Below are 25421 nucleotides of genomic sequence, written 5' to 3'. Positions count from 1 at the left end.
TCACCCGAATCACACGACCATGCAAATAGACGACCTGACCGACGGAACGCTGCACAACTACGTGAACGGCGAGTGGGTTCCCGTCGACGGCGACGACGGCGAGGCCGTCGTCAACCCGGCGACCGGCGAGCAGCTCGCCCACGTCCCGTTCACTGACCCACACGCGGTCGACGATGTCGTCGCCGTCGGCGACGCCGCGTTCGAGGAGTGGCGCAACGTGGCGATCGAGGAGCGCATCCAACCCGTCTTCCGGCTGAAGGAGCTGTTGGAGGAGCACCAGGAGGCGATGGCCCGCGTGCTCGTCCGCGAACACGGCAAGAACCTGGACGAGGCGCGCGGCGAGCTCCGGCGGGGCATCGAGAACGTCGAGGTCGCCTGCGGCGCCCCGCGGCTCATGCAGGACGGGTTCGTCGAGAACGCGGCTCCGGGCATCGACGAGACGGCAGTCCGCCGCCCGCTCGGCACGTTCGCCGCCGTCACGCCGTTCAACTTCCCCGGGATGATCCCTCTGTGGTTCCTCCCGTACGCCGTCGCGACCGGCAACAGCTTCATCCTGAAGCCCAGCGAGCAGGACCCGCTGACGGCACAGTACCTCTTCCACCTGATCGACGAGGCGGGGTTCCCCGACGGCGTGCTCAATCTCGTCCACGGCGGCCCGGACACTGTCAACGCCCTGCTGGACAACGAGGCCCTCGCCGGCGTCTCCTTCGTCGGAAGCACGCCCGTCGCGCGCCACGTCTACGAGTCGGCCGCGGCGACCGGCATGCGCGTGCAGGCGCAGGGCGGCGCGAAGAACTACGTTGTCGTCAGCGACTCCGCGGACCTCGAATACGCCGCCGAGAAAACCGTCTCCTCCTCGTTCGCCTGCGGCGGCGAGCGCTGTCTCGCCAACGACATCGCGGTCGTCGTCGGCGACGCCTACGAGCCGTTCGTCGAGGCGGTGCTCGACGCCGTCGACGACCAGGTGGTCGGCGACGGACTCGACCCCGAGACGGACATCGGCGCGCTGATCACCCCGGAACACCGCGACCGCGTCGTCGGCCACATCGAAGCCGGGATCGAGGACGGCAACGAGCTGCTCCGTGACGGCCGCGACGTCGATGTCCCGGGAGAGGCGTACGCCGACGGCACGTTCCTCGGTCCGACCGTCTTCGGCGAGGTCGACACTGACTCGCGGATCGCCCAGGAGGAGATCTTCGGTCCCGTCCTCGGCATCGCTCGGGCGGACGACTTCGACGAGGCCGTGGCGAAGCTCAACGCCACCGACTTCGGCAACGCCGCGAGCCTGTTCACCGCGCGCGGCGCCGAGGCGAGCCAGTTCCGCAACGAGGCGGAGGTCGGCAACGTCGGCGTCAACGTGGGGACGGCGGCGCCGATGGCCTTTTTCCACTTCGGCGGCCGGAAGGACTCCTTCTTCGGCGACCTCCACGCGCAGGCGGAGGACGTGGTGCGCTTTTACACCGACGAGACGGTGTACATCGAGCGCTGGCCCGACGAGTAGACCCGCTCCGGCCCGCCGTCGGAACCGTCGGCGGTGGCGAACGCCGACGCTTCCGCTCGTTTTTACTCCCCGGCCCGACAGGACCCGATATGGTCGACCTTGACGCCCGCGCCGAGCGACTCGACGACTACCTCGCGGCCCGCGGGCTGGAGGCGGTGTGGTTCGCCCGCCCGAACGGCTTCGCGTGGCTCACCGGCGGCTCAAACGTCGTGGACGCCGACGCCGACCTCGGCGTGGCGGCCGCCGGCTACGACGGCGAGTTCCGCGTCGTCACCGACAACATCGAGGCGGCCCGGCTGGCCGACGAGGAGCTCCCTGCACGAGTCGCCGTCGAGGAGTTCCCGTGGTACGCCTCCTCGCTTTCGGCGGCGGTCGCCGACGCCTCGCCCGCACCGGCGGCCGCGGATTTCCCCGTCGACGGCTTCGAGTCGGTCGACGCCACTCGGCTTCGGCAACCCCTCACGCCGGAGGACGTGGAGCGCTATCGCGAACTCGGCAACGAGGTCGCCGCGGCGCTGGAGACGGTCGGGCGCAACCTCGACCCGGACGATCCGGAGTACGAGGTGGCCGCCGGCGTCGACATCTCGCTGGCCTCCCGTGACGTGCGGACGCCCGTCGTCTTGGTGGGAGGCGCAGAGCGGGCTACGTCCTACCGACATTACACGCCCACCGACGACCGGCTCGGCGACTACGCGCTGGTGTCGGTCACCGCCGAGCGCGGCGGGCTGTACGCCTCCCTGACGCGTACCGTCGCCTTCGACGCGCCCGACTGGCTGGAGGAGCGCCACCGCGCCGCCGCGCGCATCGAGGCGACCGCGCTCGCCGCCACGCAGGCCGCGGCCGCGGGCGACCTTACCGACGGCGACGGCCCCGACACCGCTGGCGACGTGTTTGACCGGGTCCGCTCGGCCTACGACGCGGTCGGCTGGGAAGGCGAGTGGAAGAACCACCATCAGGGTGGCGCCGCGGGCTACGCCGGTCGCGAGTGGATCGCGACGCCGGACGCCGACGACGAGGTGTTCGCCCCGATGGGGTACGCCTGGAACCCGACCGTACAGGGTGCGAAAAGCGAGGACACCCACGTCATCGCAGACGACCGGATCGAGCTGCTCACCAAAACGGGCCGGTGGCCCACCCACACGGTCGAGTCGGTCGCCGTCGACGGCGTACCCGCCTGCGAGCTTGAGCTACACGCCCCGGTCGTGAAGTAGCATACTGCGCGCCCGTTCACCGCGGTTTGTCACTCCTCGAACTCGAAGACGACGGCGTCACACGCCTCGCAGGCGAGGACGGCGCGCTCGGGATTTTGGGTCACTGATCCCGGGCCGCCACAGCAGTTCCGCAGGGTCGTCTCGCGGACGTTGCCTCCGCACGTCGGACAGATCCGCACGAACGTCCGGAGGGGGCGTGCCGCAGCCCGCCGGATGTCGGGGTCGAGGTCCCAGTCCGTGAGCGTCTCGACCGCGGCCGTCTCCGCGATGGCGACCGCCGGCGACAGCCACACGTCGCGGTCGCCGGCGATCAGGATCCGGTCGTTTGCCGCGTCCGATTCCGGGTCGCCGGGCGCCGCGGCCGCCGCACGCGCCGCCAGCGCGTCCTCGTCGAGCCCCCGGAGCGCCTCACAGCGGCGCTCGAACGCCTCGCGGAAGTCGTCGGCGAGCCGCAGGTCGCCGCTCGCTTCGACGAGCACGCCGGCCGTCGAGAGGTCCGCGATCAGCCGTTCCGGATCCACGCCCCCACCCAGCGAGTCGCTGCGCTCGGGCTGTGGGCCCTGTTTCGCCGCCGCGAAGCCGAGGTCGACGGGGAGCGCGGCGACCAGCCGCGGCGCGAATCGCGGCGTGCCGGGAACCACGTAGCCTCGGAAGTACACCGCGAGGAGGCCGACACTGAGGACGACGGGCGCCGCGGGGAGGACGGCGATCCCGACGAGGATCGTCCCGATCGCAACGAAAGCGAGGTTGACGACCGTGCAGGGGCGACACCGGTTCTCGCCGGTGTGTGACGGGTCCCGCAACGCGTCGAACACGTTCACGCGCTCCTGTCAGTGGGCCCGCGGCAAGGCAGTTGCGGGAGCGCTCGGGGAGATCGCAGCGACGATGGCCGCGCCCCGATCCTGGACGGTCCCGGTCGGGAATCGTCGGTGGGGTTACGAGTCGTCATCGGGATCGACACGCTGACCCGCATGCCCAGTCGGACCCGACTCCGGAATCGCCCCTGCGTCACGGAGCGCGGCGAGGTCCGCATCCGCGTAGCCGTACTCGCGCAACACGGCCTCCGTGTGCTCACCGAGATTCGGCGGGTGCCGGCGGGTGGAGGTCGGCGTTCGTGAGAGGTGCATCGGTGAGCCGGGGAACTCGATCTCGCCGGCGGTCGGATGGTCCATCCGTTCGCGCATCCCGCGGGCCTCGATCTGGGGATCGTCGAACACCTCCTGGACGTTCCGCACGCGACTCGCGGGCACGTCCCCGGCCTCCAGCAGCTCGGCGGCCTCCTCGGTGGTGTGCGTCGCGAACTCCGCTTCGAGCGCGGCGTCGAGCGCCTCGCGGTTCCGCACCCGCTTTTCGTTCGTCTCGAACCGCTCGTCGGCGAGCAGGTCCGGCCGGTCGAGCGCCTCACATAGCCGCGGCCAGAAAGAGTCGGCCGAGCAGGCGACGACGATGTAGCCGTCGGCCGTCTCGAACGCCTGATACGGGGCGATGTTGGGGTGTTTGCTCCCCATCCGCCCCGGCGGGTCGCCGGTGGCGAAGTAGTTGGTCGCCATGTAGCTGGTCCAGGCGGCCTGCCCGTCAAGCAGGCTCACGTCCACCTTCTGTCCCGTCCCGTCGCCGAGCTCGCGCTCCAGCAGGGCGGCGAGGATCGCCTGCGTCGCGTACATCCCCGCGCCAATGTCCGCGAGCGCGACGCCGATCCGCACGGGCGGGCCGTCCTCGACGCCGGTAAAGGACATGAAGCCGCCGCGCGCCTGCATCATGATGTCGTAGGCGGGTTTGTCCTTGTCCGGTCCCCACTCGCCGTAGCCCGAGATGCCGCAGTACACCAGCCCGGGGTTCTCCTCGGCCAGGTCGGGATAGTCGAGGTCCCACTCCGCCATCTTCCCGACGCGGAAGTTCTCCACGACCACGTCCGCCTCGCTGGCGAGATCGCGGAACACCTCGCGGCCGGTTTCGCTTTGGAGGTTCAGCTCCACGGAGCGCTTGTTCCGGTTGACGCTGGTGTAGTAGGCGCTCAAGGACCCCTCGCCCTCGCCGAACGCCGGCGGGGTCCACGTCCGGGTTTGGTCGCCGTCGCCGGGCCGTTCGACCTTGATCACCTCGGCGCCGAGGTCGCCGAGCTGCATCGTGCAGAACGGCCCCACCAGCACGCGCGAGGCGTCGAGTACCGTTATCCCGTCGAGCGGTCCCCTCTCGCCCGTGGGGTCTTCAGCCTCACCGACCACCGCCGGTCACCTCCGATCGCGACACCAGCGGTGCCGTCGTCGTGTCGCCGGCGTCGAACCTGTCGTCCATACCTGCGCGGAACACCCGGCGGGTAAAGAGCCTCCCGACGGCGGCCTGCCTCGGACGGATGATTCCCGAGACGGGTCCACTCCCCGCCGGCGAATGGTCGCGTTAAGTTTGGCGTGAATTGTGGTAGACGGCGAAGGATTCGAGCCAATTTTGAGCTGTCTCTAACGCGACATTGCTGAAACTGTTTGCAAATGAAGATGTTCGCCGTTCTATTTCCCAAAAGACACGTTCGATAGCGTTCCGATTTCCATGGCGTATCACCCGAAATCGATAGCCGTCCTCAGCAAGAACTGGGCCGAGATAATCGGCGTCATCGACGAGAAATTCGACATTATCGAGCTGATAGCGTCGGTGAAGCTCGGTGAGAAACCATCGTGTCGTCTGTTTCGTTGCTGTCGGATAGAGGCTTAGATGGAGGATTTCGTTGGTATACGGATCAACCGCCCCGTACAGCCAGAACTTCTGACCGTGGAGGCGGATCATCTTTTCGTCAACCGCAAGCTGATCCGCAGAGACTGTCGAGATCGGCTGTAGATTAGCTTTATGAACCCAGTTGTGAATGGCGACATGACTGCGATTGATCCCAAATCTTTCGAGGTGATTACTTACCTCCCGAAGCGACATACCGGCTAAGTGACAGCGGATCCCTACTTCAATCGCCCATCGTGGAGTTCGATCTCGCTCCACAAACGACAAGTCAATCCACGCGATACGTTCGCTGAGGCGGTCGATTTCTGCCATAGACACTCAGACATCGTCCGCCTCATTCTCTAACTTAACGCGACCCGGCGAATCTCGCGAGGCCTTTTAAACCCGCCGCCGACGGCCCGCCCCGCCGGGTCGGCAACGATTAAGCCCCGCGCGGGACAGGTGTGTCCATGGACCTGAACATTGACGGCAACGTGGCGCTGACGACGGCGTCCAGCAGCGGGCTCGGCTTCGCGTCCGCCCAGGCATTGGTGCGTGAGGGGGTCAACGTCGTGATCAACGGCCGCGACGAGGACCGACTCGCCGAGGCGAAAGCCGACCTGGAGGCGGAGGCCGCCGGCGACGCGCGCGTCGTCGCCGTCCAGGGCGACCTCACCGTGGAGGAGGACATCGACGAGCTCGTCGAGACCACGCTCGACGAGTTCGGCCGCCTCGACCACCTCGTTACCTCCGCCGGCGGCCCGCCCTCGGGCCCGTTCATGGAGACGGACGACGAGGACTGGGAACACGCCTACGAGCTCCTCGTGATGAGCGTCGTCCGCCTCACCCGCAAGTGCGCGGAGCCGCTCCAGGAGGGTGACGGCGGCACCATCGTCAACATCACCTCCCGGTCGGTGAAGGAGGCGATCGACGGGCTCGTCCTCTCGAACGCCGTTCGGATGAGCGTCATCGGGCTGGAGAAGACGCTCTCGAAGGAGCTGGCGCCCGACGTGCGCGCGAACGCCGTCCTCCCCGGCCCCCACGAGACCAGCCGGATCGAGAACCTCGTGGACGCTGCCGTCGAGCGCGGCGAGTACGACTCCTACGAGGAGGGGCTCGCCGACTGGGCGAACAACCCGCTCGACCGCATCGGTGACCCCGAGGAGCTCGGCAACACCGTCGCGTTCATCTCCTCGCCCAAGGGCGGCTTCATCAACGGCCAGTCGATCGTGCTCGACGGCGGCGCCGGCAACGCGAACCTGTAAGCGCTCGTCACCGCTCGCGACTCGCCCGCGCGGTTTTTTTGTTGCATTCATGCGAACCCGAACGGTCATCACCCACGAGCGGCTGTGCCAAACTGAATGGAGGTTCTGCTCCGGCTGCTCGCGATGCTCGCGCTGCTGCTCGCCGGGACGGCGCTCCGGTCCCGGGAGGTGCTCGACGCTCGCCGAACGAAGCGGCTCAACGCCGTCGCCTACTACGGCGCGCTCCCGGCCCTCGTGTTCGTCGCCACCTACGACCAGGCGATCGGGGAGATCGTCTCGTGGGAGCTGTTCGTCGGAGTCGTCGTCGTGCTCCTCGCGACGGCCACGCTGGCTTTCGCCGTCAATTACAATCGTGGCACTGACGGCCGGCGGAGCGTGGCGATCATCCAGTCGTACCACTCCAACCTCGGCTACCTCGGAGTGCCCCTCATTGCGGCGACGTTCTCGTCCGAGGTGACCGCGGTCGCGAGCGTGATCCTCGGCATCGGGTCGCTGCTGCAGGTGCCGCTTACCGTGTTCCTGCTCGTCTCGATGAACGGCCCGTCGGGGACGTCGCTCGCCCCACAGCTCCGGTCGTTGGTGCGAAATCCCGTCCTTGCGGCGCTGCTGGCCGGGTTGACGATCGGGTGGTTCCAGCTCCCGGTTCATCAGACGGCCACCCTGGCGCTCGACGGGCTCGGGTCGCTCGCGCTTCCGTTGGCCCTGCTCTGTGTGGGCGCCAGTCTCGACGTCGACCGTCCCGTGACGAATCTCGGGACGACGGCGTCCGTCGTCGGGTTAAAACTCGCGTGCATGCCGGCGGTCGCGTGGCTGGCCTTTTCGCTGCTCGACGTGAACGCCGCGACGTTCACGGCCGGCGTGGTGATGTTGGGGATGCCGACCGCCGTCTCGACGTACGTGTTCGCCGCCGAGCTCGGCGGCGATGCGGAGTTCGCGTCGCTCAACGTGTTCGCCACGACCGTCTTCGCGGTCGCCTCGCTGGCCGTGCTGATCGAGCTTTTGGCACTTCTGGGGCCAGCCGCCTGACCGAGAAGTTCCCGCTACCCAAACCGCTTTGCTCGGGGACGGTGTTTCTCCGACATGGACCACGTTCCATTCGACGACGCCGAGACCTACGAGCCCGACGAGGGCTGGATGCGCGCCTCGCTGGCGGGTAGCGAGAAGTTCACGTTCGAGTGGTTCGAGAAGCCGCCGGGCCACTCCTCGCCGATGCACGACCACGAGAACGAGCAAGTGTGCGTCTGCCTGGAGGGCGAGCTCACCGTCCACACCGAGGAGGAGACGGTCGTTCTCGAGGAGTACGACTCCGTCCACCTCGACGAGTGGGAGGCGCACCGCGTCGAGAACGCGAGCGACGAGCGCGCCGTCGGCCTCGACGTGTTTGCGCCCGGCCGCGGCTTCGACTTCTGGACGGACCGCGAGGAGTGATGTCCGACGACCAACCACACGCCGGCGAGACGTACCGGCTCGCGCGCACCGCAGAGGGGCGTCCCCTCGTCGGCGACGAGGGGGGGTTCGTCCCGCTCGGCGCCGCCGGCCACGACTCGACGAACGCGGCGCTCGGCAGCGACCTTCCTGCGGGCGACGACCTCCCCGCGATCGACGACCTCCCCGCGACCCGGACGCCCGCCGACCACCTGACGTTCTCGACGCCGTTCGACCCCGGAAAGCTGTGGGGAATCGGGCTCAACTACGCCGACCACGCCGGCGACCTCGACGAGGAGCGCCCCGACGAGCCGGCGAGCTTCATGAAGCCGGCGACGACGGTCACCGCTCCTGGCGGGCCGATCCGCCTCCCGCCGACGGAGGAGTCAGCTCGGGTCACCGCGGAGGCCGAACTCGGCATCGTGATCGGCGAGACGTGTAAGGACGTGAGCGAAGCCGACTTCGCCGACGTGGTCGCCGGCTTCGTCCCCATCATCGACATGACTGCCGAGGACGTGCTCCAGCGCAACCCGCGGTTCCTCACGCGCGCGAAAAGCTACGACTCGTTCCTCGTCGTCGGCCCGTGGGTCTCCGCGCCGGCGACGACGGACCGGCTGGAGGAGATCGAGGTCCGAACCGTGGTGAACGACGAGACGATCGCCGAGAACACCCTCGACCACATGCTGTTCTCCCCGCCGGAGCTCGTCGCGTTCCACTCCCGTGTGATGACGCTGGAGCCCGGCGACGTGATCTCGACGGGGACGCCCGGCGCCGGCGTCATCGAGCACGGCGACACGGTTCGCGCGGAGGTCGACGGCGTCGGCACGCTCGAAGCCGACGTGGTCCGCGAGGACTGAGGCGGCGAGGACTGAGGCGGTGAGGGCTGAGGCGGTGAGGGCGGAGGAATCGCCGGCGGGCCGTCGGTCGCACGCCCCGACCGCCCGGATTCAAGCGTCTTCGAGTTCGTGTTCCGTTCATGACCGACTGGGACGACCGCTTCGCCGAAGGCGCGTACCCGCGTGCTCCCGACCCGTCACCGCTTCTCCGCCGGTACTTGCCGGAGATACCCGACGGCCGCGCGCTCGACGTGGCGGCCGGCTCCGGACGCAACGCCGTGTTCCTCGCGGACGCCGGCTACGAGGTGGACGCGGTCGACGGCTCCGCCGAGGGGCTGCGGATCACCCGTGAACGCGCTGCCGAGCGCGGTTCGGCCGACCGTCTTCGTACCGAACAGGCGGATCTCACGGACTACGAGTTCCCGACCGCAAGATACGACCTGATCACGGTGAGCTTCTACCGCGTGGTCGACCGGCTTCCCGATGTCGTGGAGGCGCTTGTCGACGGCGGGTTCCTGTTCGTCGAACACCACCTCCGAACGACCGACGACGTGAGCGGTCCGAGCACTGACCGCTACCGGTACGCCGCTAACGAGCTGCTCCACGCCGGCCTCGGACTTACCGTCGTCCACTACGACGAGGGGCGGGAGGCGGGCGACGAGGACGGAGACGAGGACGAAGACGGCGGCGAGAACGAGGCCGACGACCGTGCAACCGTGCGGCTGCTGGCTCGGCGGACGCACGGCACCCGTCAGTCGTACCCACGGCGTCCCGAATAGCCGGGAGACCCCTCCTCAGATACCCGTCAGATCGAACGGTGGATCGTACCGATGCAGCCGCTCGTTTGCGGCGGGAGTGAGTCCTGCTCGCAGTACTGTCGAGCACGACGGGCTTCCGGATTCTCGGTCGCCGTGCGCCGCGGTCCGAACGCCTCGTAACTCTGGGTTTCTTCGTCAGCACATTGGACAAAACCCGTAGCGACAGTATCGAGCAGTGGGTGGTCGATGTCGAATTTCATATCGTACCATAGGATTTATACCCGTCACATGCCCGTCAGTTCCGTTTCGACGTCGTCTTGTTGAGGCCGGTAGCGACGTGCTTGTACGCCGCCCTCGCGATTTTATATTGGTCATACTGATTCAGCAGCCATTGGTCACGAGCAAAGTGGATCTACGTGGAACTTGAGTCACGGTGAGCTGCGGTGTGATCGCGGGGACTTAGTACGGAGTAGACAGCTTGCGACGGTGAGACGGGAATTCCAAACAAATTAGAATTTTTACAATTTGTAGAATTTGTGAACTTCCGGCGAGGTGGCAGTTCGTCGTTGTACAGGGTTACAGTACCTCAATCCGGAAGGTGGGTGGAGGATCGCCGGCGCAACGAGTCGTGGCTACGACGACGCCAGCTTGTACTTTGGACGAGAGAGTGGTTGTCGGCGTCTCGATCAAGCGGCAGATTGGCGACGCTACTCCGGGGGGTTAACCTGTGGAAAAGGGTGTTCGTGAGGATCGACGCGGGCTTACGCAGTGAGGGTGCTGATCCCGTTGACTTCGACGTATCCGAAGTTACACTCCGGGCACCGCCATTTCGTCTTCTCGCCGAGGTGCAGGTTCATCGACGCGGTACGGTAAAACGAGTGAGTCTTCTCACACTCGGGACAGTCCACGTCCTTTTCGAGCGCCATAGCTGTGAGTGCGTTCGGCGACGCTTTCAAGATGTTGGTTCCTGCCATCCGACGGCTTGGTTGGTCCTCCGAAGCGTTTCGCGACGGCGTGCGCTCCGCCGAACCCCGTGTGTGTCGTCTCGGTACTCGTTTGAGATCGGATTTTGGAAGATCCTGCCCAAGTAAACTGCATATGACGATACCCAATTTGGGCGATCGGACCCAGCCAGTGGTCGGTGGCGAACGGCGGCGACTTCCGGAGGCGGTGGCTACATGAGGACGGTGGCTGTGATGCGGGTATGGGCAGTTTCAGCGCGGAGATCGAGATTCGGTTCCGCGACATCGACGCGATGGGGCACGTGAACAACGCCGTCTACGCCACGTACCTCGAACAGGCACGTACTCGGTACTGCAGGGAGGTGCTCGGCGTCGACCTCTCGACGATGCCGACAGTGCTCGCCAACATCTCGATCGACTATCGTCGCCCGGTCGAGCTGTCGGCGGGCTCGGCCGTCGTCGAGATCGACGTTCCGGAAATTGGCACGTCCAGCCTTCCGATGGAGTACACGCTCCGGGTACCCGCCGAACGCGACGGCGGAGCGGAGGAGTCAACTAGCAGTGGCGAAGTCGTCGCCGTCGCAGAGTCCACGCAGGTCACCGTCGATCCCGAAACCGGGCAGTCGCGGCCAATCCCCGACGAGATCCGCGAGGCGATCGTTTCGTATCACGACCTCTGAGCGGACGAGGTGTTCGTTTGGTATTGCGCCGTCGCGTGGAGTCAGACCATACCTTCATTGAGCGTCCACTCCCACGTTCGTGTATGAGCATGACGCTGTACGCGCTGGACGGCTGTCCGTGGTGTGAGAAAGTGCACGACGCGCTGACGGAGGCGGGCGTCGAGTACGAGACGGTGTGGGTCGACGCGCTCCACTCCGACCGCAACCAGGTCAAACGTGTGAGCGGGCAGCGCGGAGTGCCCGTGTTGGTCGACGAGGAGCGCGGCGTCACGATGCCGGAGAGTGCGAAGATCCTCGACTACGTCGAGAAGACGCTGGCGTGAGTTGCGTATGACCATCTACACTGGGCGGGGGGACGCCGGCGAGACGGACCTCCGCGACATGACGCGCGTGTCGAAGACGAACCCGCGGATCGAAGCGTACGGCACGGTCGACGAGGCGAACGCCCTGATCGGCACGATCCGCCCCACGGGACATGACGACCTCGATGCGGTGTTGGAGGCGGTCCAGAACCACCTGCACGTGGTGCAGGCCGACCTCGCGAATCCGGATCCCGACGAGGACGACCCGCAGGTGTCCACGGAGCAGGTCGAGACGCTGGAGGACCACATCGACGCCTTCGACGAGGAGCTCGAACCGCTTCGCTCGTTCGTGCTTCCCGGCGGCGGAGACGCGGGCGCCGCGCTCCACCACGCACGGACCGTCGTGCGACGGGCCGAGCGACGTGCGGTCGGACTTGCACACGCGGAGGCCATCAACGAGACGACCGTCACCTATCTTAACAGGCTTTCAGACCTGTTGTTCACGCTTGCACGCGTTGCCAACGCGCGCGACGGCGAACTCGAGGAGAGTCCAAGCTACTGACTGGCGGCTGACTGGCGGCCGACGGGTGGCTGGACACCAACGTGGCAGCTGACGGTGGCTGGACGGCGCTGCGTCCACTGATCACGCCTCGGATGACGGTTCACGCCTCAGGTGACGGTTTACGCCTCAGGTGACGGTTTACGCCTCAGGTGACGGTTCTTCGGGAGCGGAGCCGTGCGGAGTCGGGTCGAATCGCTCGCTTTTCGGAACGGCGGTGCACTCCAGGCCGGCGGCCTCGAACGCCTCGCGCATGCGCTCGACGCCTTCGGCAGCGTCAACCTCCCGTGCGCGGTAGTGTCTGATCGGGTGGCGGATCCACGACGGTTCCCAGTGGGCGTACACGTCCGTGGTCTCGCGATCGGGACCGACGAACAGTCCGAGGTGGAGTTGGTGGGTGCTCCGGAGCGCGCCGTCGGGATACCGTGCCCAGCTCGCGACGGTGGCCTCGGGAGGAGTCGCGTAGGACCGGTACTTCATCGACGAAACGAGGTTGCGAACGAACCCCTCTCGGTGGAGATGCGCCTCGAGATGTTTGTAGGGTTCCTCCACGGTGCAGGCGTACTGCTCTCTCGGCGTCTCACGCTCGGCGTAGAGCCCGACGAGCGACAACGGGAGGTGTAGCAGGCTGGCGAATCGCTGGCGAGCCCGTTCGAGGAACCGAAGTTCGTGTGTCATGTGCTTGCAATCAACGCGGGTTTACTTGGAACCGTTCGGACAAAGCAACCCTTAAGTTTCGAGACCGGATACGAGAGACCGAAGAGGGCTGGTGGTCTAGTCCGGTTATGACGGCTCCTTCACACGGAGCAGGCCCCAAGTTCAAATCTTGGCCAGCCCATTTCCGTTCTCGAAACGCTACTTGCTGAGTATCATCTGTCGGAGGGTGTGCGTTTTGGAGGCGTGTTTTCACCGTCGATCGAGGGGTTGCTGGGGCGTTCGACCAGAGGTTGCTGGGGCGTCTCACCTTGGGCGTTTTCCCGAATCCTGTGCCGGTGACCCCGAGATGCCGCTGTACGTGTCGCCAACGGAGGTGACGAGGTGTTGTTCACTTCTCTCACCCCGGAGTGCCGCTGTAAAACCGGAAGGTGAAGATCTGGTCTCTCTGGATATCTGGTTGCCGTCGTGCGCCACACCCCGGATTGCCGCTGTAAGCGTGGGGGTCTGTGGGGCTGGTGGTTCCTGCGGTGTGACTCCGGGTTGCCGCTGTAAAGTGGGAGGAAGCGTGTGAACTTCGACCCCTTCGGAACGAGCCGGTCGCGCCGTGGGTGTCACTTCGAACCGGTGTCCTTTTGACTATGTGTGTTGTATGATACCGTACTGCATTTTCGGGGTGCGATGACGCCGTGGTGTTTTCGGCGTCGGCAACGACGACTTGGTTCGTGTCCGTCGGCAGCACGGGACGATGAGACGATGAGAGCAGTGTCTGCTGAAGACTGCCAGCACCCGTTAGGACCGCCAGCGACCGCCGAGGCTGAGGCCGCCGGCGACCCATGGTCCACACGCCCGCCGTTTACAGCGGCAACCCGGAGTCACACCCCCTCCCGCTTTACAGCGGCACTCCGGGGTCACACACCCACTCACGAAACCGCACCCCCACCGAGTCACTCGCTATCACACACTCCATGCGCACGACCTCCATCTCCCCACCCGCCTTACAGCGGCAATACGGTGTGGGAACCTTCTTGACATCCTCCTCCGCCTGAAGGCGGAGGAATCCCGAGCGGTGGGAGTTTCAGGTCTGCAACCACGGACGCCGCCACTTTGCGGGAACTCGTCTAACCCAGTCGTCGTGGTCGGTGGCTGACTGGTGGTGCCAAACCGCCGGTACTCCTATCCTCGGTATCGTTGACTCCCATCTGTTGTTTTTGCCAGCAGGGAGTCACTGATGCGTCAGCGGATTCGGAGTTATCTTCGAGCTTGCTCAACCAACGGGCACGAGACAAACCCTTCGAGGATTCGTGTTCACCGCGTCGGCGTTTCGGATACTGCCTCGTTAAGCGGGCGGGCTGGCCGCCTCCGAAGGTCGTTCGGAATCCGCTCCGTTCCGACCTGACCTTACCACCGTGTAGTGGTTCTTGTCACTTGAACGTATGGATTGGAAACTCAGAACGTGCTACTGAAGCGTTGTTTGGTTCCCCGTTGTCGGATTCATCCTGCGACTTCAGCCGCAGATATTCTCCTCGACCTTTATAAGCCACCGGCAGGAGAATCCAGCATGAGCGAATCGGAATCCTTCTTTGGAAACCCCGACCCCATCTTCGCGGACAAAGAGCTTCTCCGCGTCAGTCACCTCCCCGATGGTGACCGGATCATCGGCCGCGACGAGGAGCTGCGCAATCTCGCGCGGGCGATCAAGGACGCCCAGCACGGTGGGACACCGAACAACGTCCTCATCTACGGGAAGACGGGCACGGGCAAGAGCCTCTGTTCGAAGTACATCACGCGCGACCTCGCGGACACGGCCGCGGACAACGGGGTGAAGGTCGGTGTCGCCTACGTCGACTGTTTTCAGGAGTCGACGGAGACACAGACGATCCGCGCCATCGCGGAGTCGCTCAACGATCCCGAGGAGACGGGCACCACCGTGCCACATTCGGGCGTGAGCACGTCGGACTACTACCGCCGGCTGTGGGACATCCTCGACGCCCGACTCGACGTGGGGATCATCATTCTCGACGAGATCGATAAACTCGAGGACGATAACGTCCTGATGCAGCTCTCGCGGGCCGCCGAGGCCGGGAAAGTCGACGACTCCACGCTCGGGATCATCGGGATCAGCAACAAGATCCGCTACAAGGACACGCTCAACGAGCGCGTGAAGTCGAGCCTCTCCGAGCGCGACTTCGTCTTCCCGCCGTACGACGCCAATCAGCTCCGGGAGATCCTCCAGTCACGCGCGGACGCGTTCCGCGAGGACGTGCTCGACGACGACGTGATCCCGAAAGTCGCCGCGCTCGCCGCACGCGAGCACGGCGACGCCCGCAAGGCGATCGACATCCTGCGGTACGCCGGCGAGATTGCCGACGAGCACGGCGACGACGGCGTCCGCATCGCCTACGTGGACGAGGCACACGAACGCGAGGAGCAGGCTCGCCTTTCCGAGCTGATCTCCAAGCAGCCGACCCACTCGAAGTACCTGATGCAGGCGCTTGCGCTCCGCATTCAGGAGGCCGACGGCGACGACCACGAGACGCCGATCCCCTCGAAGGAGATCCACTCCGCCTACCAGGTGATCTGCGAGCGCGAGGGAACGGACCCGCTGAAGATGCGCCGCGTCCGGGACCTCCTCTCCGAGCTCGCGTTCCTCTCGCTCATCGAACAGGAGCGGAAGGGGCGCGGAAAGGGGAAAGGCGCCCACACCGTCAATCAGCTCGTCGACGATCCGGAGATCGTCGTTGAAGCCTGCAAGTCCGCCTAACTTCGGGAATCTCCGACTCGTCCCCTTCGAGACCCCCGGCGCCATCTCCGCCGGCATTCCCGGTGTCATCCCCGCCGGCATCCGCCTCTTGCGTGGGAACCGGTACCGCCGTGCGCGTCAAAGAACAACCGTTAAAAGTCGCGACCGGGTGGTTACGGATATGGCTGGAACTATCGAAGTGCTCGTCCCCGGCGGGCAGGCCAATCCCGGTCCGCCGCTTGGCCCGGAGCTTGGCCCGACGCCGGTGGATGTGCAGGACGTCGTCAACACGATCAACGAGGAAACCGCGGCCTTCGACGGCATGGAGGTCCCGGTCACCGTCGAGTACGACGACGACGGCTCGTTCACGATCGAAGTCGGCGTTCCGCCGACGGCTGAGCTGATCAAAGACGAGGCCGGTTTCGAGACCGGCTCCGGTGAACCCCAGAAGAACTTCGTGGCGGACATGACCGTCGAACAGGTGAAGAAGGTCGCCGAGCAGAAGTCGACCGACCTGCTTTCGTACGACACGAAGCAGGCCGCCAAGGAGGTCGGTGGCACCTGCGCCTCCCTCGGTGTCACCATCGACGGCGAGGACGCCCGGACGTTCGACGACCGCGTCGACGCCGGCGACTACGACGACATTCTCGACGCCTGAACGCGTAGTTCCACGATACCCGCGAACGGGTTTTTCTCCGACGTACTTCACCGGATAGCGTCGCATCCGGCGTGACACTCACGTCTCACTCCGCACGAGCGACTTCGTAGCGGCGCTCGTACTCGATGACGGTGGCGACGCGGTCGGCCACGTCGGCGCCGAACTCCCGTTCGACGACGTACAGCGCGAGGTCGAGCCCGGAGGTCACCCCACCCGCGGTGAGCAGGTCGCCGTCGTCGACGACGCGGGCATCCACGACCTCGGCGCCGGAGTCGCGGAGCTCGTCGACCGCGGACGCGTGCGTCACTGCCCGGCGGCCGTCGGTGACGCCGGCTTCCGCAAGTAGCATTGAACCGGTGCAGACGCTGGCGATCCGAGTTCCCTCCGCATGATACTCCGCGAGTGCGGCCGGCACGTCGCCCTTTTTCGCCTCCGCCCAGGCGCTGGCGTCCTCGTCGCGGGCGGTCCACCCCCCGCCGGGAACGACCAGCAAGTCGGGAGCGTCCTCGTCGTCGGGGCTAGGGAGGACGGCGTCGACCCCGATTCGGCTGCCGTGGCTGGCCGTCACCCTCTCGCGGTCGTCGAGCGCCACGTATCGGAGGCGACCGGCTCGTTCCCCATCGGCGGTGTCGGCGCCTTCGGAGCCGTCGGTGCCGTCGGTGCCGTCGGTGCCGTCGGTGCCGTCGGCGCCGGCGTAGTCCAGCGCGTAGTCGAACACCTCGTACGGGCCGATCCCGTCGAGCTCGTCGAACCCCTCGTACAGCAACACGTCGATGTCCATGGTCGCTTCAACGGTGGCCGCCGGCATGTGCGTTGCTCCCGCGGCAGGCGCTCCGTCCCCCTTTTGAGTCTCCCCGGATTTCCCGCCGAGTACTACTCGTCGGGATCCTCGCCACGGGCGCGCTTGTAGATCGCGAGCGCCTGCTCGCGGCGGTCGCCGTGGTCGACGATCGGCGCAGGATAGTCGGGCGCCGCCTTGCGCCGCTGCGTCGGAGAGAGCTCGTGCCACTCGTGGATCAGGTTCGACTCGACAGCTGCCAACTCGGGCACGTACTCGGAAATGTAGGCGGCCTCCGGGTCGTAGCGCTCGCCCTGCGTCATCGGGTTGAAGATCCGGAAGTAGGGCTGGGCGTCGGTGCCGGTCGAGGCGGCCCACTGCCACCCGCCGTTGTCGTTGGCGGTGTCGTGGTCCGCGAGGAACCGCTTGAAGTGGGCGTAGCCGTGGCGCCAGTCCGCGAGCAGGTCCTTCGTGAGAAAGGAGGCGACGATCATCCGAACGCGGTTGTGCATGTACCCCTCCGCCCGGAGCTGGCGCATGCCGGCGTCAACGATCGGGTATCCCGTCTCCCCCGCCTTCCAAGCGGCGATCTCCTCGGGATCGTCGCGCCACTCGATCCCCTCCTCGTACGTCTTGTAGTTGTCCGTCACCACCTCGGGGTTGTGGTAGAGCACCTGCGTGTAGAACTCCCGCCACGCGAGCTGGCCCTGAAACTCCTCGACGCTGTCCGCGGCGGCGGATTCGCCGTCCTCGCCGTCCTCGCCGTCCTCGCCGTCGTCTCCGTTCTCGCCGGCGTTCGCACCCGTCGACCCCGATTTCGCCTCGGCCATCGCGCGTTCAGTAGCCGCATACACCTCTCGAACGCCGATCTCCCCGCACTTCAGGAACGCCGAGAGTCGAGAAGTCCCCTCCCGCGCGGGATAGTCGCGATCCGTCTCGTAAGTGAACACGTCGTCGTCGAGAAACGCGTCGAGTCGCTCGCGGGCGGCCGCGGTGCCGGCGGGCCCGACGTCGGCGTCGGGCTCCGCGAATCCGAGGTCGGTGGAGGCGGGAAGCGACCCGAGTGGGTCCCGGTCGAAGTCGACGTCCGGGACGCTCTCAAGTCGCGAAGCGAGGGCGTCGCGCTCCACGAGAGCCTCCTCGGTCGGCGCCGGCGCGGGGCGGTCCACGTCGCGGTCGCGCCACTTCTTCCAGTAGTAGGTGTAGACGGAGTAGGGGTCGCCGGCGTTGGTCCGGATGGAGTCAGGCGGCTGGAGCACGGCGTCGTGGTGCGCTTCACGGTCAACGCCGGCGTCGTGGAGCGCTTGCCTGACGCCGGCGTCACGCTTCCGTGCGAGTCCGGAATAGTCGCGGTTCCACACGACTTGGTCGGCGTCCAGCGCTGCTGCGAGTCGGGGGATGGCGTCTGCGGGATCCCCATGGACGACGAGCAGGTCGCTTCCCCGATCACGGTAGTCGGCTCGCAGCGCCGCGAGCCCGTCGAGCAGCCGGCGCACGCGCACGTCGCTGGCGTGTGCCAGCACGTCGTCGTCGAGCACGAACACGGATGCGACCGAGCCGCGCTCGGCGGCCGCCGCCAGACCGACGTTGTCGGCGACACGGAGGTCACGCCGGTGCCAGAACAGGTCCATGCCACTCGTTCGGTCGGGATCTTCCTGAAACTACTGGAAGATCGCGTGCTCGCAACTCGGAACCGCTCCGTCAGCGTGAGTCGGCCCACCGTCCGGCGGCGACCGGCGAGTCGTCGCCCGCGAGCGCTTCGCGCCGGCGGTCGAGCACGGCGAACCGCTCGTCACGCCGGCGTTCGAGCCACCGGAGCAGGCGTTCGGCCCAGTGGAGCTTCCTCGCCTTCATCGGCCCCACGGTAGGATCGTCAAACTCCCAGCCCGGAAACACGAGTCGGCCGGCGCCGACGGCGTCCGCGAGGAACGCCGCCCGGTCGCCGTCGGTGAATCCGCCGAGGTTCCGGACGGGATTGACCGGCGCGGCTTGCGTCGTCACCAGTGTGGCGTCGGCGGCGAACCGCGGCAGCCACTCGCGGACGGCGGGGACGTTATCCCCGTGGGCGTGTGCCGCCACCGGGACCCCGGACTCCGTCAGCTGCCGGGCAGTCTCGGGGTTCTTGTCGAGGTCGGTGACCATGCAGTCCACCGCGACTCCCGAATCACGGAGCACGTCCGCGGCCGTGGAGGCGGCCACGACGACCTCCGCGTCGCGGGCTATCTCGATGTCGGCGGCGAGACACGGCGCGGCGCCGGCGACCGCGACGGTTGCCCCCTCCCAATCGGAGAGCCGGTCGAGATCGAAGGGCGTTGCGAGCTCGGCGGCTACGTCGCGGGCATGCTCGTCGGCCTTCCGGTCGAACCCGAAATCGGCGAGGATCGCCTCGTACACCGGCTCGAACTCGCCGAAGTTCACGCCGGCGCCTCCGCTGGTGGGATGGCTGTCTCACCGGGTCCGGCGTGGAGCCGTCGCTCGGAAATAGTGCGGTATGGGCCGGAGTGGCACAGAGTACCCCTACCCACGTGCCCTTCCGGCGTCCGGTCGAACGGTTGTCGAGGCTTCGGCATAAACTTTCTCTTACCGCAGGGTGTCGGTGATCGTTCGGAGTGTTCCGTCGAGTGGTTCTGAAACGCCCGAAATCGACCGTTCCGTGGCTCTCAGAGCTTCGGGACTGCCGATCAGCAGGCCCGACCCCTCATCGCCGGCGGGCTCGCCATCGTCTCCCGTCTCCACCCCCTCGACCGCTGCCTCGAACGCCGCATCGGTGCCCACGGTCGCGACGCGAACCGCGCCGACCTCCTCGGGCGTGAGTCCGTCGAGTTCGAGCACGCGGACGGTCGCGGCGTCGGCCGGTCGGGACGGGCCACTGGCACGGTCGCGATCGCCGGCACCGATCCGGTCGAGGTGGCGTTCGGCCTCGCGAGTCGTCGTCACGTCGAGCTCCTCGACGCGGGCCTCGCCCGCCGTCTCGCGGGCACGGGAGCGGGCGAACTCCGCGCCGATGAGCGCGGCGTCACGCGTCTCCGCCACGTCGTGCGTGCGGATCACGTGGGCGCCGCGCTCGACGACCATCGCGGTCGCCGCCAGCGAGACGGGGAGCGACTCCTCGGTGTCACGGTCGGCGATACTCCGGAGGAAGTTCTTCCGGTTGATGGAGACGAGCAGCGGGCGACCGTACCCGCGGAATTCCCGGAGTCGGTGGAACGTCTCGCGGTCGTGTTCGAGCGTTTTCGCCTCCGACCAGCCGCCGAAGGCGGGGTCGAGGATCGTCTTGTCGGTGAACCCGTTGAGCGAGAGCGCCTCGTAGATGTCGTCGACCTCCTCGACCGCGCCGGGACGTTCGAGGTCGGGCGGCGACGCCATCTTGGCGACGGCGGCGTCGTGCTCCGAACAGACGCGGGGCATCTCCGGGTCGGCGAAGCCACAGATGTCGTTGACCATGTCGAATCCGCGGTTGAGGGCGGCCTCGGCCACCTCGTGATACCGGGTCTCGATAGACCAGACGGCGTCGCCGGAGCTGGATTCGAGGGTCTCAATAGCTGTGTCGAGCCGTTCCAGCTCCTCCTCCGCGGAGAGCACCTCGAACTTCTTGTTGGCGGATTCGAGGCCGACGTCGACGATGTCGGCGCCCTCGCCGATCAGCTCCTCGTCGACGTAGGCGGCAGCCTCGCCGGGATCGTCGTACACGCTGGGGTCGTAGGGTGACTCCTTCGAGACGTTCAACACGCCCATGATCCGGGGTGGGTGGTCGTCGCCGATCCCGAGCCCGGCCGCGTCCACGTTTCGCATACCCGAGGGAGGTGCGCGAGCGATAAAGGCGGTCCGAAACCGGTGGCCCGTGTGACTGCTCGACGAGTGGTGGGGCCGGCGTGCCGACCGTCGCCTGCGAGCGCCGGCGAGGACAACCGGCAGCGCCCGGAACAACCCGGAAGGACGACCTTTTATCCGCCGACTCCCGAGAACGGGTATGGCGAAACTCAGCGTCGGACTCCGCGGCTGGCGGTTCGACGAGGACGAGATCATCTCCGCGGACGGCGAGCTCAAGCCGCTTGCGGAGATCCCGGAGGAGCCCCGCGAGCGGCTCATGCGACTGGTGTCGCTCGTCGAGGAGCCGTGTGACGTCTGCTATCTCGAACACGGCGAGGAGGAGGTCCACCGCTGCCGGCAGGCCGAGATCGTCTACGGCGAGCCCCGCGGCGAGGTGCTGCTCTGCCCGCAGCACGAGCCCGACTTCATCTACTGGTTCCGCGAGGAAGGTGGCTCCGAGTATAAGGGGACGATGGAGTTCGGCGACCGGTTCCACGAGTGGGTCGCCGCCGGCAACGAGGCCCCGGAGGGGTACGCCTCGGTGGAGCACGTCGACGAATCCCCCGAGAGCCTGCCCGACCTTCCGGACCAACAGGAGATCCAGAGCCGGGTCGAGGAGGGGTTCGAGGGCGACCGGATCGACATCCGCGAGCTCGCCGGCGCGGAGGGCCCAGCGGAGGGCGACGAGCTCGATGAGGACTCGCTGGACGACGTTGATCTCGGCGTGGAGTACCCCTCGGACCGATGAGCGAGGAGTCCGAGTCCGGGTCCGAAACCGGCACCGAAACCGAGTCCACGGACGACAGCCGCTCGAACCCGGTCGTCGTGATCGTCGAGCCGGAAACGCCGGGCAACGTCGGCACCATCGCGCGGGCGATGAAGAACTTCGGGCTGTACGACCTCAAGCTCGTCAACCCGCCGGAGATCACCCGTGAGAGCGAGGCGTACGGCTTCGCGGGCCACGCCCGCGAGGACGTGCTCCCGAACGCCGACGAGATCACCTTCGAGGAGGTCGTCGAGAACTACCACACCGTCGGCACGACGGCGATCACCGGCGAGGACGCCCGGAGCCACCAGCGGTTCCCCTTTAAAACGCCCGTCGAGCTCCGCGAGTCGCTGAAGACGGTCGACGCGGACACCGCCATCGTGTTCGGTCGCGAGGGCACCGGCCTGAGCAACGAGGAGCTGGTGCAGCTCGACGAGGTCTGCTCCATCCCGGCCGACGGCGAGTACCCCGTGCTCAATCTCGGGCAGGCCGCGACCGTCCTACTGTACGAGCTCCGTGAGCTCACCGTCGAGGACTCCCAGCTTCCGGACGTGGAGGTCGAGCGTGCCAACGAGGCCGACATCGAGCGCTTCTACGACTACTTCGGGGAGTTCCTGGAGGCGACCGGCCAGAAGGAGCATCGTCGCGAGAAAAACGAGCTGTTGATGCGCCGGCTGCTCGGCCGGGCGCACCCGACCGAAAACGAGATCCACTCGCTTCTGGGCACACTTCGGAAGGCCAACCAGAAACTGGAGCACGGCGACTACCTCGCGGCGAAACACGACGAGCCGGTGTATCCGACGGAGTAGCCGGTCCCACCGGGGCTTTTTTCCACTGCGGAGCGTGGACAACGACGCACGATGTCCGACCGCACCCGTCGCCGATTCCTCCGAGCCCTCTCGGCACCAGCCGTCGCCCTCTCCAGTGCGACCGCCGGCTGTCTCGACGATCTCCGAGACGACGCCGGCGAGGACGGCCACGTCAGCCCCGACTCCACGCCCGATCCCGATGATCGCGTCGACCCGCTCCGCTGTGACGCAGAACTCGGCGAGCGCTACACGCGGTGGGTCGACGAGGACGCGATCGAGTGGGGCGACGCGACCGACGAGGACGGTGACACCGTTCTCGAACTTCGGGTCGCGGAGCTCGACTACGAACTGGGAGACACCGTCGAGATCACCCTGGAGAACGTCACCGAGGAGTCGTTCAACGTGGAGAACCCGAACAAGGCGAACCTCGACGTTCTCACGACCGAAGGATGGCAGGATGTCCGCGTCTGGCGTGACGACGCCGGCATCCTACCGGACAGCGTCACGCTGCTCGACCCCGGCGAGACGGTCGAGTGGTCACTCGAACTGACCGCGGCGGGGATCGAGGAGTTCGGCGAGCACATGAACGGCGATCCTCTCGTCTGCCCGGATCTGCAGCCCGGCCGCTACCGGTTCGCCACGCACGCGCCGATGGACGGCGATGTGGCCGTCGCGTTCGACGTGACGGGGTAAGAAACGAGTTTTTCAGTCCAACCGCTCTATCTCGCGGGCCGCTTCCAGCAGCTCGTCGTGAAGGTGGCCGTTGGAGGCGACGAGCCCGTTCGAGTCGTGCCGCCAGCGGTCGCCCTCCAGGTCGGTCACTTTGCCGCCGGCCTGCCGCACCATGAAGACGCCGGCGACGGTGTCCCACGGGTTGGGGTCGACGTTGGTGATCGTCCCCTCCAGCGCGCCGGAGGCGACCATCGGGAGGACGGCCTGCGCGGCGCCGAAGCGTCGCATGTCGCCGAAGCGGGTGACGACCGCCTTGCAGGCGCGGGCGTACTCCTCGCGGTGGTCGAAGTCCCACCAGATGGTGGGGTCGACGGCGGCCTGTCGCGGGTGCGACACGTCGCTGACGGTAACGGGCTCGCCATCAAGGTACGTCCCGTCGGCGTCGGCGGTGTAGGTGTCGCCGAGCGCGGGGAGGACGTTGGCGGCGGCGACGGGCTCGCCGTCGACGACGGCCGCGACCGCCGTCGCCCACACGCGGATGTCGCGCACGAAGTTGTTGGTGCCATCGATGGGGTCGATGACCCAGGCGGCGCCTTGGTCGGGGACGGCTTTCAGCTCATCCTCCTCCTCGCCGACGATCGCGTCGCGGGGGTAGTCCTCGCGGATCACGTCGATCGTCTCGCGCTGGGCAACGCGGTCGGCTTCGGTGACGACGTCAGTGTCGTCACCCTTCGTCTCGACGGGAATGTCGGTGCGGAAGTGCTCGTAGGCGACGCGGGCGCCGGCCCGCGCGGCGCGCTCCGCGACGACGGCACGCGACGGGGCGTCGGCGGGCCCGGGGTTCTCGGTCATGCGCGCACTCGTCAGCGCCCGCCCCTATAAACGTCGATCTCCGGCGATCACGGTGATGGTTGCGCCACGCCGAATGATGTACTCGATTCCGAATTAGAGTACTCTTAAGGCCTTCGGGTCCGTCTGTCTGCCCATGAAACCAGAGGAAGCCGTCCGTCAGCTGGAGTACGCCATCGACGCCGCGCTCGACGAGGAGGGTCGTCGGAGCGCGGCCGGCTACCGGCCGACGTTCGAGCGCGTCGCGGAGCGGGCCGACGGGTCGGCCGTCTACACGCTCGCGAGCGACCTCTCCGCGTCCGTCGTCGACGGCGACCGCCCGTCCCCGGCCGAGGCGAACGCCGCCGCCAACCGCGTCCTCAACGACCGCACGTACACCGACGGCGGGGAGTAGTCCGTCAAGCCGCGTTCGATCCGGTCGACACGCCCGTTTTCGACGGCCACCGCGCACTCCGTGAGACTCGTTGAAAGAGGCAGGTCCGCGCTCGTCCACACGCCGGCGACACGGTGACCGACGACGAGCGTGACGATGCACGAGGGTGTCGTCACTGGCAGGATCGCTGTTCTGAACGTTTTTTGCGAGGGAAGAGCGCTCCGAGAGCGGTCTTCCGCATCACGGGGCGTGGACCCCGGCGATGCGAGGGGAGGGATTTGAACCCACGGACCTCTACAGGAGCGGATCTTGAGTCCGCCGCCGTTTCCGGGCTTGGCTACCCTCGCACGCGATGAGCACTACTTCGGGGCGCTTGTTTAACGCGTCGGTTCGCCCCCGAGGCGCGGACGCCGGCGCCGGGCCTCGAAGGGAAAACCGTTAGAACGCTCGCCGTCGTACGCCCGACCATGGACGACCACACCCGCGACCCGGGCGTCGCTCCGCCGCTGGGGGACCCCGCCGGGTGGGTGTCGGCGGCGGAGCTCGCCGAGCGCCCCGACGCAGACGTGCCGGAGGGCGCGGCGGTCGCGGGCGGCTACTGGGAGCACGCGACGCTTCGGCGGGCGACCGAACACGGCGTCCGGCTGTTCAACGCCGGCGAGTACCACGAGTCACACGACTGTTTCGAGGACGAGTGGTACAACTACGGCCGCGGCTCGACGGAGTCCGCGTTCCTCCACGGGATGGTCCAGGTCGCCGCGGGCGCGTACAAGCACGTCGACTTCGAGAACGACGACGGGATGCGGTCGCTGTTCGAGACCGCGCTCCGGTACCTCCACGGCATTCCGGACGACTTCTACGGCGTGGACGTGGCGGAGGTGCGCGGGACGCTCCGGGCCGCGCTCGACGACCCGAGCGCCGTCGACGGGTGGCAGATCCGCCTCGATGACGCCCGTCCGGAGGCGTATCCCGCCGATTACGAGTACGCCGAGGCGCTCGAACACGGGCCGTAGGTGTCGGTTCGCGGGAGGCGAGTTCGGCCCGGCCTTCCGGAGCCGAGCGGCATCCGCCGGGAATCGGCCGGATCCGAACGCCACTTACGCCGGT

General features: G+C 67.1%; 27 protein-coding genes and 2 tRNA genes. 18 read left to right on the top strand and 11 right to left on the bottom strand.

The genetic code is table 11. From position 1 onward, the window contains the following. Positions 1-19 precede the first annotated feature (19 nt). Entirely contained in the window at positions 20-1501 is a 1482-nt protein-coding gene (gene mmsA / locus ACYQ07_RS13515; protein WP_459882466.1) for a CoA-acylating methylmalonate-semialdehyde dehydrogenase, read from the top strand. A gap of 89 nt (positions 1502-1590) precedes the next feature. Next, the gene (locus ACYQ07_RS13510) at positions 1591-2712 is read left to right on the top strand and encodes a M24 family metallopeptidase (RefSeq protein WP_459882464.1); all 1122 of its coding nucleotides are present in this window, start codon (positions 1591-1593) and stop codon (positions 2710-2712) included. Between the two features lie 29 nt (positions 2713-2741). Here the strand turns inward: ACYQ07_RS13510 and ACYQ07_RS13505 are convergent, their stop codons facing one another. From ACYQ07_RS13505 to ACYQ07_RS13495, 3 genes are all read right to left on the bottom strand, one after another. After that, entirely contained in the window at positions 2742-3533 is a 792-nt protein-coding gene (locus ACYQ07_RS13505; protein ID WP_459882462.1) for a DUF8054 domain-containing protein, read from the bottom strand. A gap of 114 nt (positions 3534-3647) precedes the next feature. Continuing rightward, on the bottom strand, positions 3648-4937 hold the full coding sequence (locus ACYQ07_RS13500; protein ID WP_459882460.1) for a CaiB/BaiF CoA transferase family protein: 1290 nt from the start codon (positions 4935-4937) through the stop codon (positions 3648-3650). A 172-nt stretch (positions 4938-5109) separates the two neighbouring features. Next, complete coding sequence (locus ACYQ07_RS13495; protein ID WP_459882459.1) at positions 5110-5748, bottom strand: IS6 family transposase; 639 nt, start codon at positions 5746-5748, stop codon at positions 5110-5112. A gap of 137 nt (positions 5749-5885) precedes the next feature. Here ACYQ07_RS13495 and ACYQ07_RS13490 point away from each other — a divergent pair, with 137 nt between their 5' ends. The 5 genes from ACYQ07_RS13490 to ACYQ07_RS13470 all read left to right on the top strand — a co-directional run bounded on the left by ACYQ07_RS13490 (position 5886) and on the right by ACYQ07_RS13470 (position 9720). After that, positions 5886-6680, top strand: coding sequence for an SDR family oxidoreductase (locus ACYQ07_RS13490; protein WP_459882457.1), 795 nt, complete (start codon positions 5886-5888; stop codon positions 6678-6680). Between the two features lie 96 nt (positions 6681-6776). Beyond that, the gene (locus tag ACYQ07_RS13485) at positions 6777-7706 is read left to right on the top strand and encodes an AEC family transporter (protein WP_459882455.1); all 930 of its coding nucleotides are present in this window, start codon (positions 6777-6779) and stop codon (positions 7704-7706) included. Between the two features lie 54 nt (positions 7707-7760). Continuing rightward, the gene (locus ACYQ07_RS13480; protein WP_459882453.1) at positions 7761-8108 is read left to right on the top strand and encodes a cupin domain-containing protein; all 348 of its coding nucleotides are present in this window, start codon (positions 7761-7763) and stop codon (positions 8106-8108) included. Beyond that, complete coding sequence (locus tag ACYQ07_RS13475) at positions 8108-8962, top strand: fumarylacetoacetate hydrolase family protein (RefSeq protein ID WP_459882451.1); 855 nt, start codon at positions 8108-8110, stop codon at positions 8960-8962. Before ACYQ07_RS13480 ends, ACYQ07_RS13475 begins: the two co-directional genes overlap by 1 nt. A 119-nt stretch (positions 8963-9081) precedes the next feature. Next, positions 9082-9720 carry a class I SAM-dependent methyltransferase gene (locus ACYQ07_RS13470; RefSeq protein WP_459882450.1) on the top strand — a complete coding sequence of 213 codons (639 nt, stop codon included), beginning with the start codon at positions 9082-9084 and terminating at the stop codon, positions 9718-9720. Positions 9721-10460: 740 nt separating this feature from the next. Here the strand turns inward: ACYQ07_RS13470 and ACYQ07_RS13465 are convergent. Beyond that, positions 10461-10625, bottom strand: coding sequence for a DUF7838 family putative zinc beta-ribbon protein (locus tag ACYQ07_RS13465; protein ID WP_459882448.1), 165 nt, complete (start codon positions 10623-10625; stop codon positions 10461-10463). Between the two features lie 278 nt (positions 10626-10903). Here ACYQ07_RS13465 and ACYQ07_RS13460 point away from each other — a divergent pair, with 278 nt between their 5' ends. From ACYQ07_RS13460 to ACYQ07_RS13450, 3 genes are all read left to right on the top strand, one after another. After that, positions 10904-11341, top strand: coding sequence for an acyl-CoA thioesterase (locus tag ACYQ07_RS13460; RefSeq protein WP_459882446.1), 438 nt, complete (start codon positions 10904-10906; stop codon positions 11339-11341). Between the two features lie 83 nt (positions 11342-11424). Further along, a complete protein-coding gene (locus ACYQ07_RS13455) occupies positions 11425-11664 on the top strand; it encodes a glutaredoxin family protein (RefSeq protein WP_459882443.1) in 240 nt (79 codons plus the stop codon). A gap of 7 nt (positions 11665-11671) precedes the next feature. Continuing rightward, entirely contained in the window at positions 11672-12205 is a 534-nt protein-coding gene (locus tag ACYQ07_RS13450; protein WP_459882440.1) for a cob(I)yrinic acid a,c-diamide adenosyltransferase, read from the top strand. Between the two features lie 138 nt (positions 12206-12343). Here the strand turns inward: ACYQ07_RS13450 and ACYQ07_RS13445 are convergent, their stop codons facing one another. Further along, on the bottom strand, positions 12344-12880 hold the full coding sequence (locus ACYQ07_RS13445) for a hypothetical protein (RefSeq protein WP_459882437.1): 537 nt from the start codon (positions 12878-12880) through the stop codon (positions 12344-12346). A gap of 85 nt (positions 12881-12965) precedes the next feature. On the opposite strand from ACYQ07_RS13445, the gene ACYQ07_RS13440 reads away from it, so the two are divergent. The 3 genes from ACYQ07_RS13440 to ACYQ07_RS13430 all read left to right on the top strand — a co-directional run bounded on the left by ACYQ07_RS13440 (position 12966) and on the right by ACYQ07_RS13430 (position 16257). Next, positions 12966-13040: transfer RNA gene (locus ACYQ07_RS13440), tRNA-Val, on the top strand. Positions 13041-14417: 1377 nt separating this feature from the next. Continuing rightward, a complete protein-coding gene (locus ACYQ07_RS13435; RefSeq protein WP_459882434.1) occupies positions 14418-15620 on the top strand; it encodes a Cdc6/Cdc18 family protein in 1203 nt (400 codons plus the stop codon). Between the two features lie 160 nt (positions 15621-15780). Further along, positions 15781-16257: a 50S ribosomal protein L11 gene (locus ACYQ07_RS13430; RefSeq protein WP_459882431.1), complete on the top strand. Its 477-nt coding sequence runs from the start codon at positions 15781-15783 to the stop codon at positions 16255-16257. Between the two features lie 85 nt (positions 16258-16342). On the opposite strand, the gene ACYQ07_RS13425 is transcribed toward ACYQ07_RS13430, so the two are convergent. The 4 genes from ACYQ07_RS13425 to folP form a co-directional block, all read right to left on the bottom strand. Continuing rightward, complete coding sequence (locus ACYQ07_RS13425; protein WP_459882428.1) at positions 16343-17038, bottom strand: DJ-1/PfpI family protein; 696 nt, start codon at positions 17036-17038, stop codon at positions 16343-16345. Positions 17039-17130: 92 nt separating this feature from the next. Beyond that, positions 17131-18666: a cryptochrome/photolyase family protein gene (locus ACYQ07_RS13420; RefSeq protein WP_459882425.1), complete on the bottom strand. Its 1536-nt coding sequence runs from the start codon at positions 18664-18666 to the stop codon at positions 17131-17133. Between the two features lie 70 nt (positions 18667-18736). Further along, positions 18737-19453 carry a 6-hydroxymethylpterin diphosphokinase MptE-like protein gene (locus ACYQ07_RS13415; RefSeq protein ID WP_459882423.1) on the bottom strand — a complete coding sequence of 239 codons (717 nt, stop codon included), beginning with the start codon at positions 19451-19453 and terminating at the stop codon, positions 18737-18739. A 162-nt stretch (positions 19454-19615) separates the two neighbouring features. After that, on the bottom strand, positions 19616-20827 hold the full coding sequence (gene folP, locus ACYQ07_RS13410) for a dihydropteroate synthase (RefSeq protein ID WP_459882420.1): 1212 nt from the start codon (positions 20825-20827) through the stop codon (positions 19616-19618). 178 nt (positions 20828-21005) lie between these two features. Here folP and ACYQ07_RS13405 point away from each other — a divergent pair, with 178 nt between their 5' ends. Genes ACYQ07_RS13405 through ACYQ07_RS13395 form a run of 3 tightly spaced genes read left to right on the top strand, consistent with a single transcriptional unit; the run spans position 21006 to position 23113 of the window. Then, the gene (locus ACYQ07_RS13405; RefSeq protein WP_459882417.1) at positions 21006-21593 is read left to right on the top strand and encodes a DUF8114 family protein; all 588 of its coding nucleotides are present in this window, start codon (positions 21006-21008) and stop codon (positions 21591-21593) included. Then, positions 21590-22420, top strand: a complete 831-nt coding sequence (locus tag ACYQ07_RS13400) for an RNA methyltransferase (RefSeq protein ID WP_459882414.1) — start codon at positions 21590-21592, stop codon at positions 22418-22420. Before ACYQ07_RS13405 ends, ACYQ07_RS13400 begins: the two co-directional genes overlap by 4 nt. A 51-nt stretch (positions 22421-22471) precedes the next feature. Then, the gene (locus ACYQ07_RS13395) at positions 22472-23113 is read left to right on the top strand and encodes a hypothetical protein (RefSeq protein ID WP_459882412.1); all 642 of its coding nucleotides are present in this window, start codon (positions 22472-22474) and stop codon (positions 23111-23113) included. Between the two features lie 12 nt (positions 23114-23125). On the opposite strand, the gene ACYQ07_RS13390 is transcribed toward ACYQ07_RS13395, so the two are convergent. Next, positions 23126-23944 carry an inositol monophosphatase family protein gene (locus ACYQ07_RS13390; protein WP_459882411.1) on the bottom strand — a complete coding sequence of 273 codons (819 nt, stop codon included), beginning with the start codon at positions 23942-23944 and terminating at the stop codon, positions 23126-23128. A 133-nt stretch (positions 23945-24077) separates the two neighbouring features. On the opposite strand from ACYQ07_RS13390, the gene ACYQ07_RS13385 reads away from it, so the two are divergent. Further along, positions 24078-24335, top strand: coding sequence for a hypothetical protein (locus tag ACYQ07_RS13385; protein ID WP_459882410.1), 258 nt, complete (start codon positions 24078-24080; stop codon positions 24333-24335). A gap of 242 nt (positions 24336-24577) precedes the next feature. Here the strand turns inward: ACYQ07_RS13385 and ACYQ07_RS13380 are convergent. Beyond that, positions 24578-24661: transfer RNA gene (locus ACYQ07_RS13380), tRNA-Leu, on the bottom strand. Positions 24662-24781: 120 nt separating this feature from the next. On the opposite strand from ACYQ07_RS13380, the gene ACYQ07_RS13375 reads away from it, so the two are divergent. Next, a complete protein-coding gene (locus ACYQ07_RS13375; protein ID WP_459882408.1) occupies positions 24782-25327 on the top strand; it encodes a DUF309 domain-containing protein in 546 nt (181 codons plus the stop codon). The last annotated feature ends 94 nt before the right edge of the window (positions 25328-25421 follow it).

Source organism: Halorubrum gandharaense, assembly GCF_054654575.1.
This window is presented reverse-complemented; position numbering and strand designations above follow the sequence as displayed.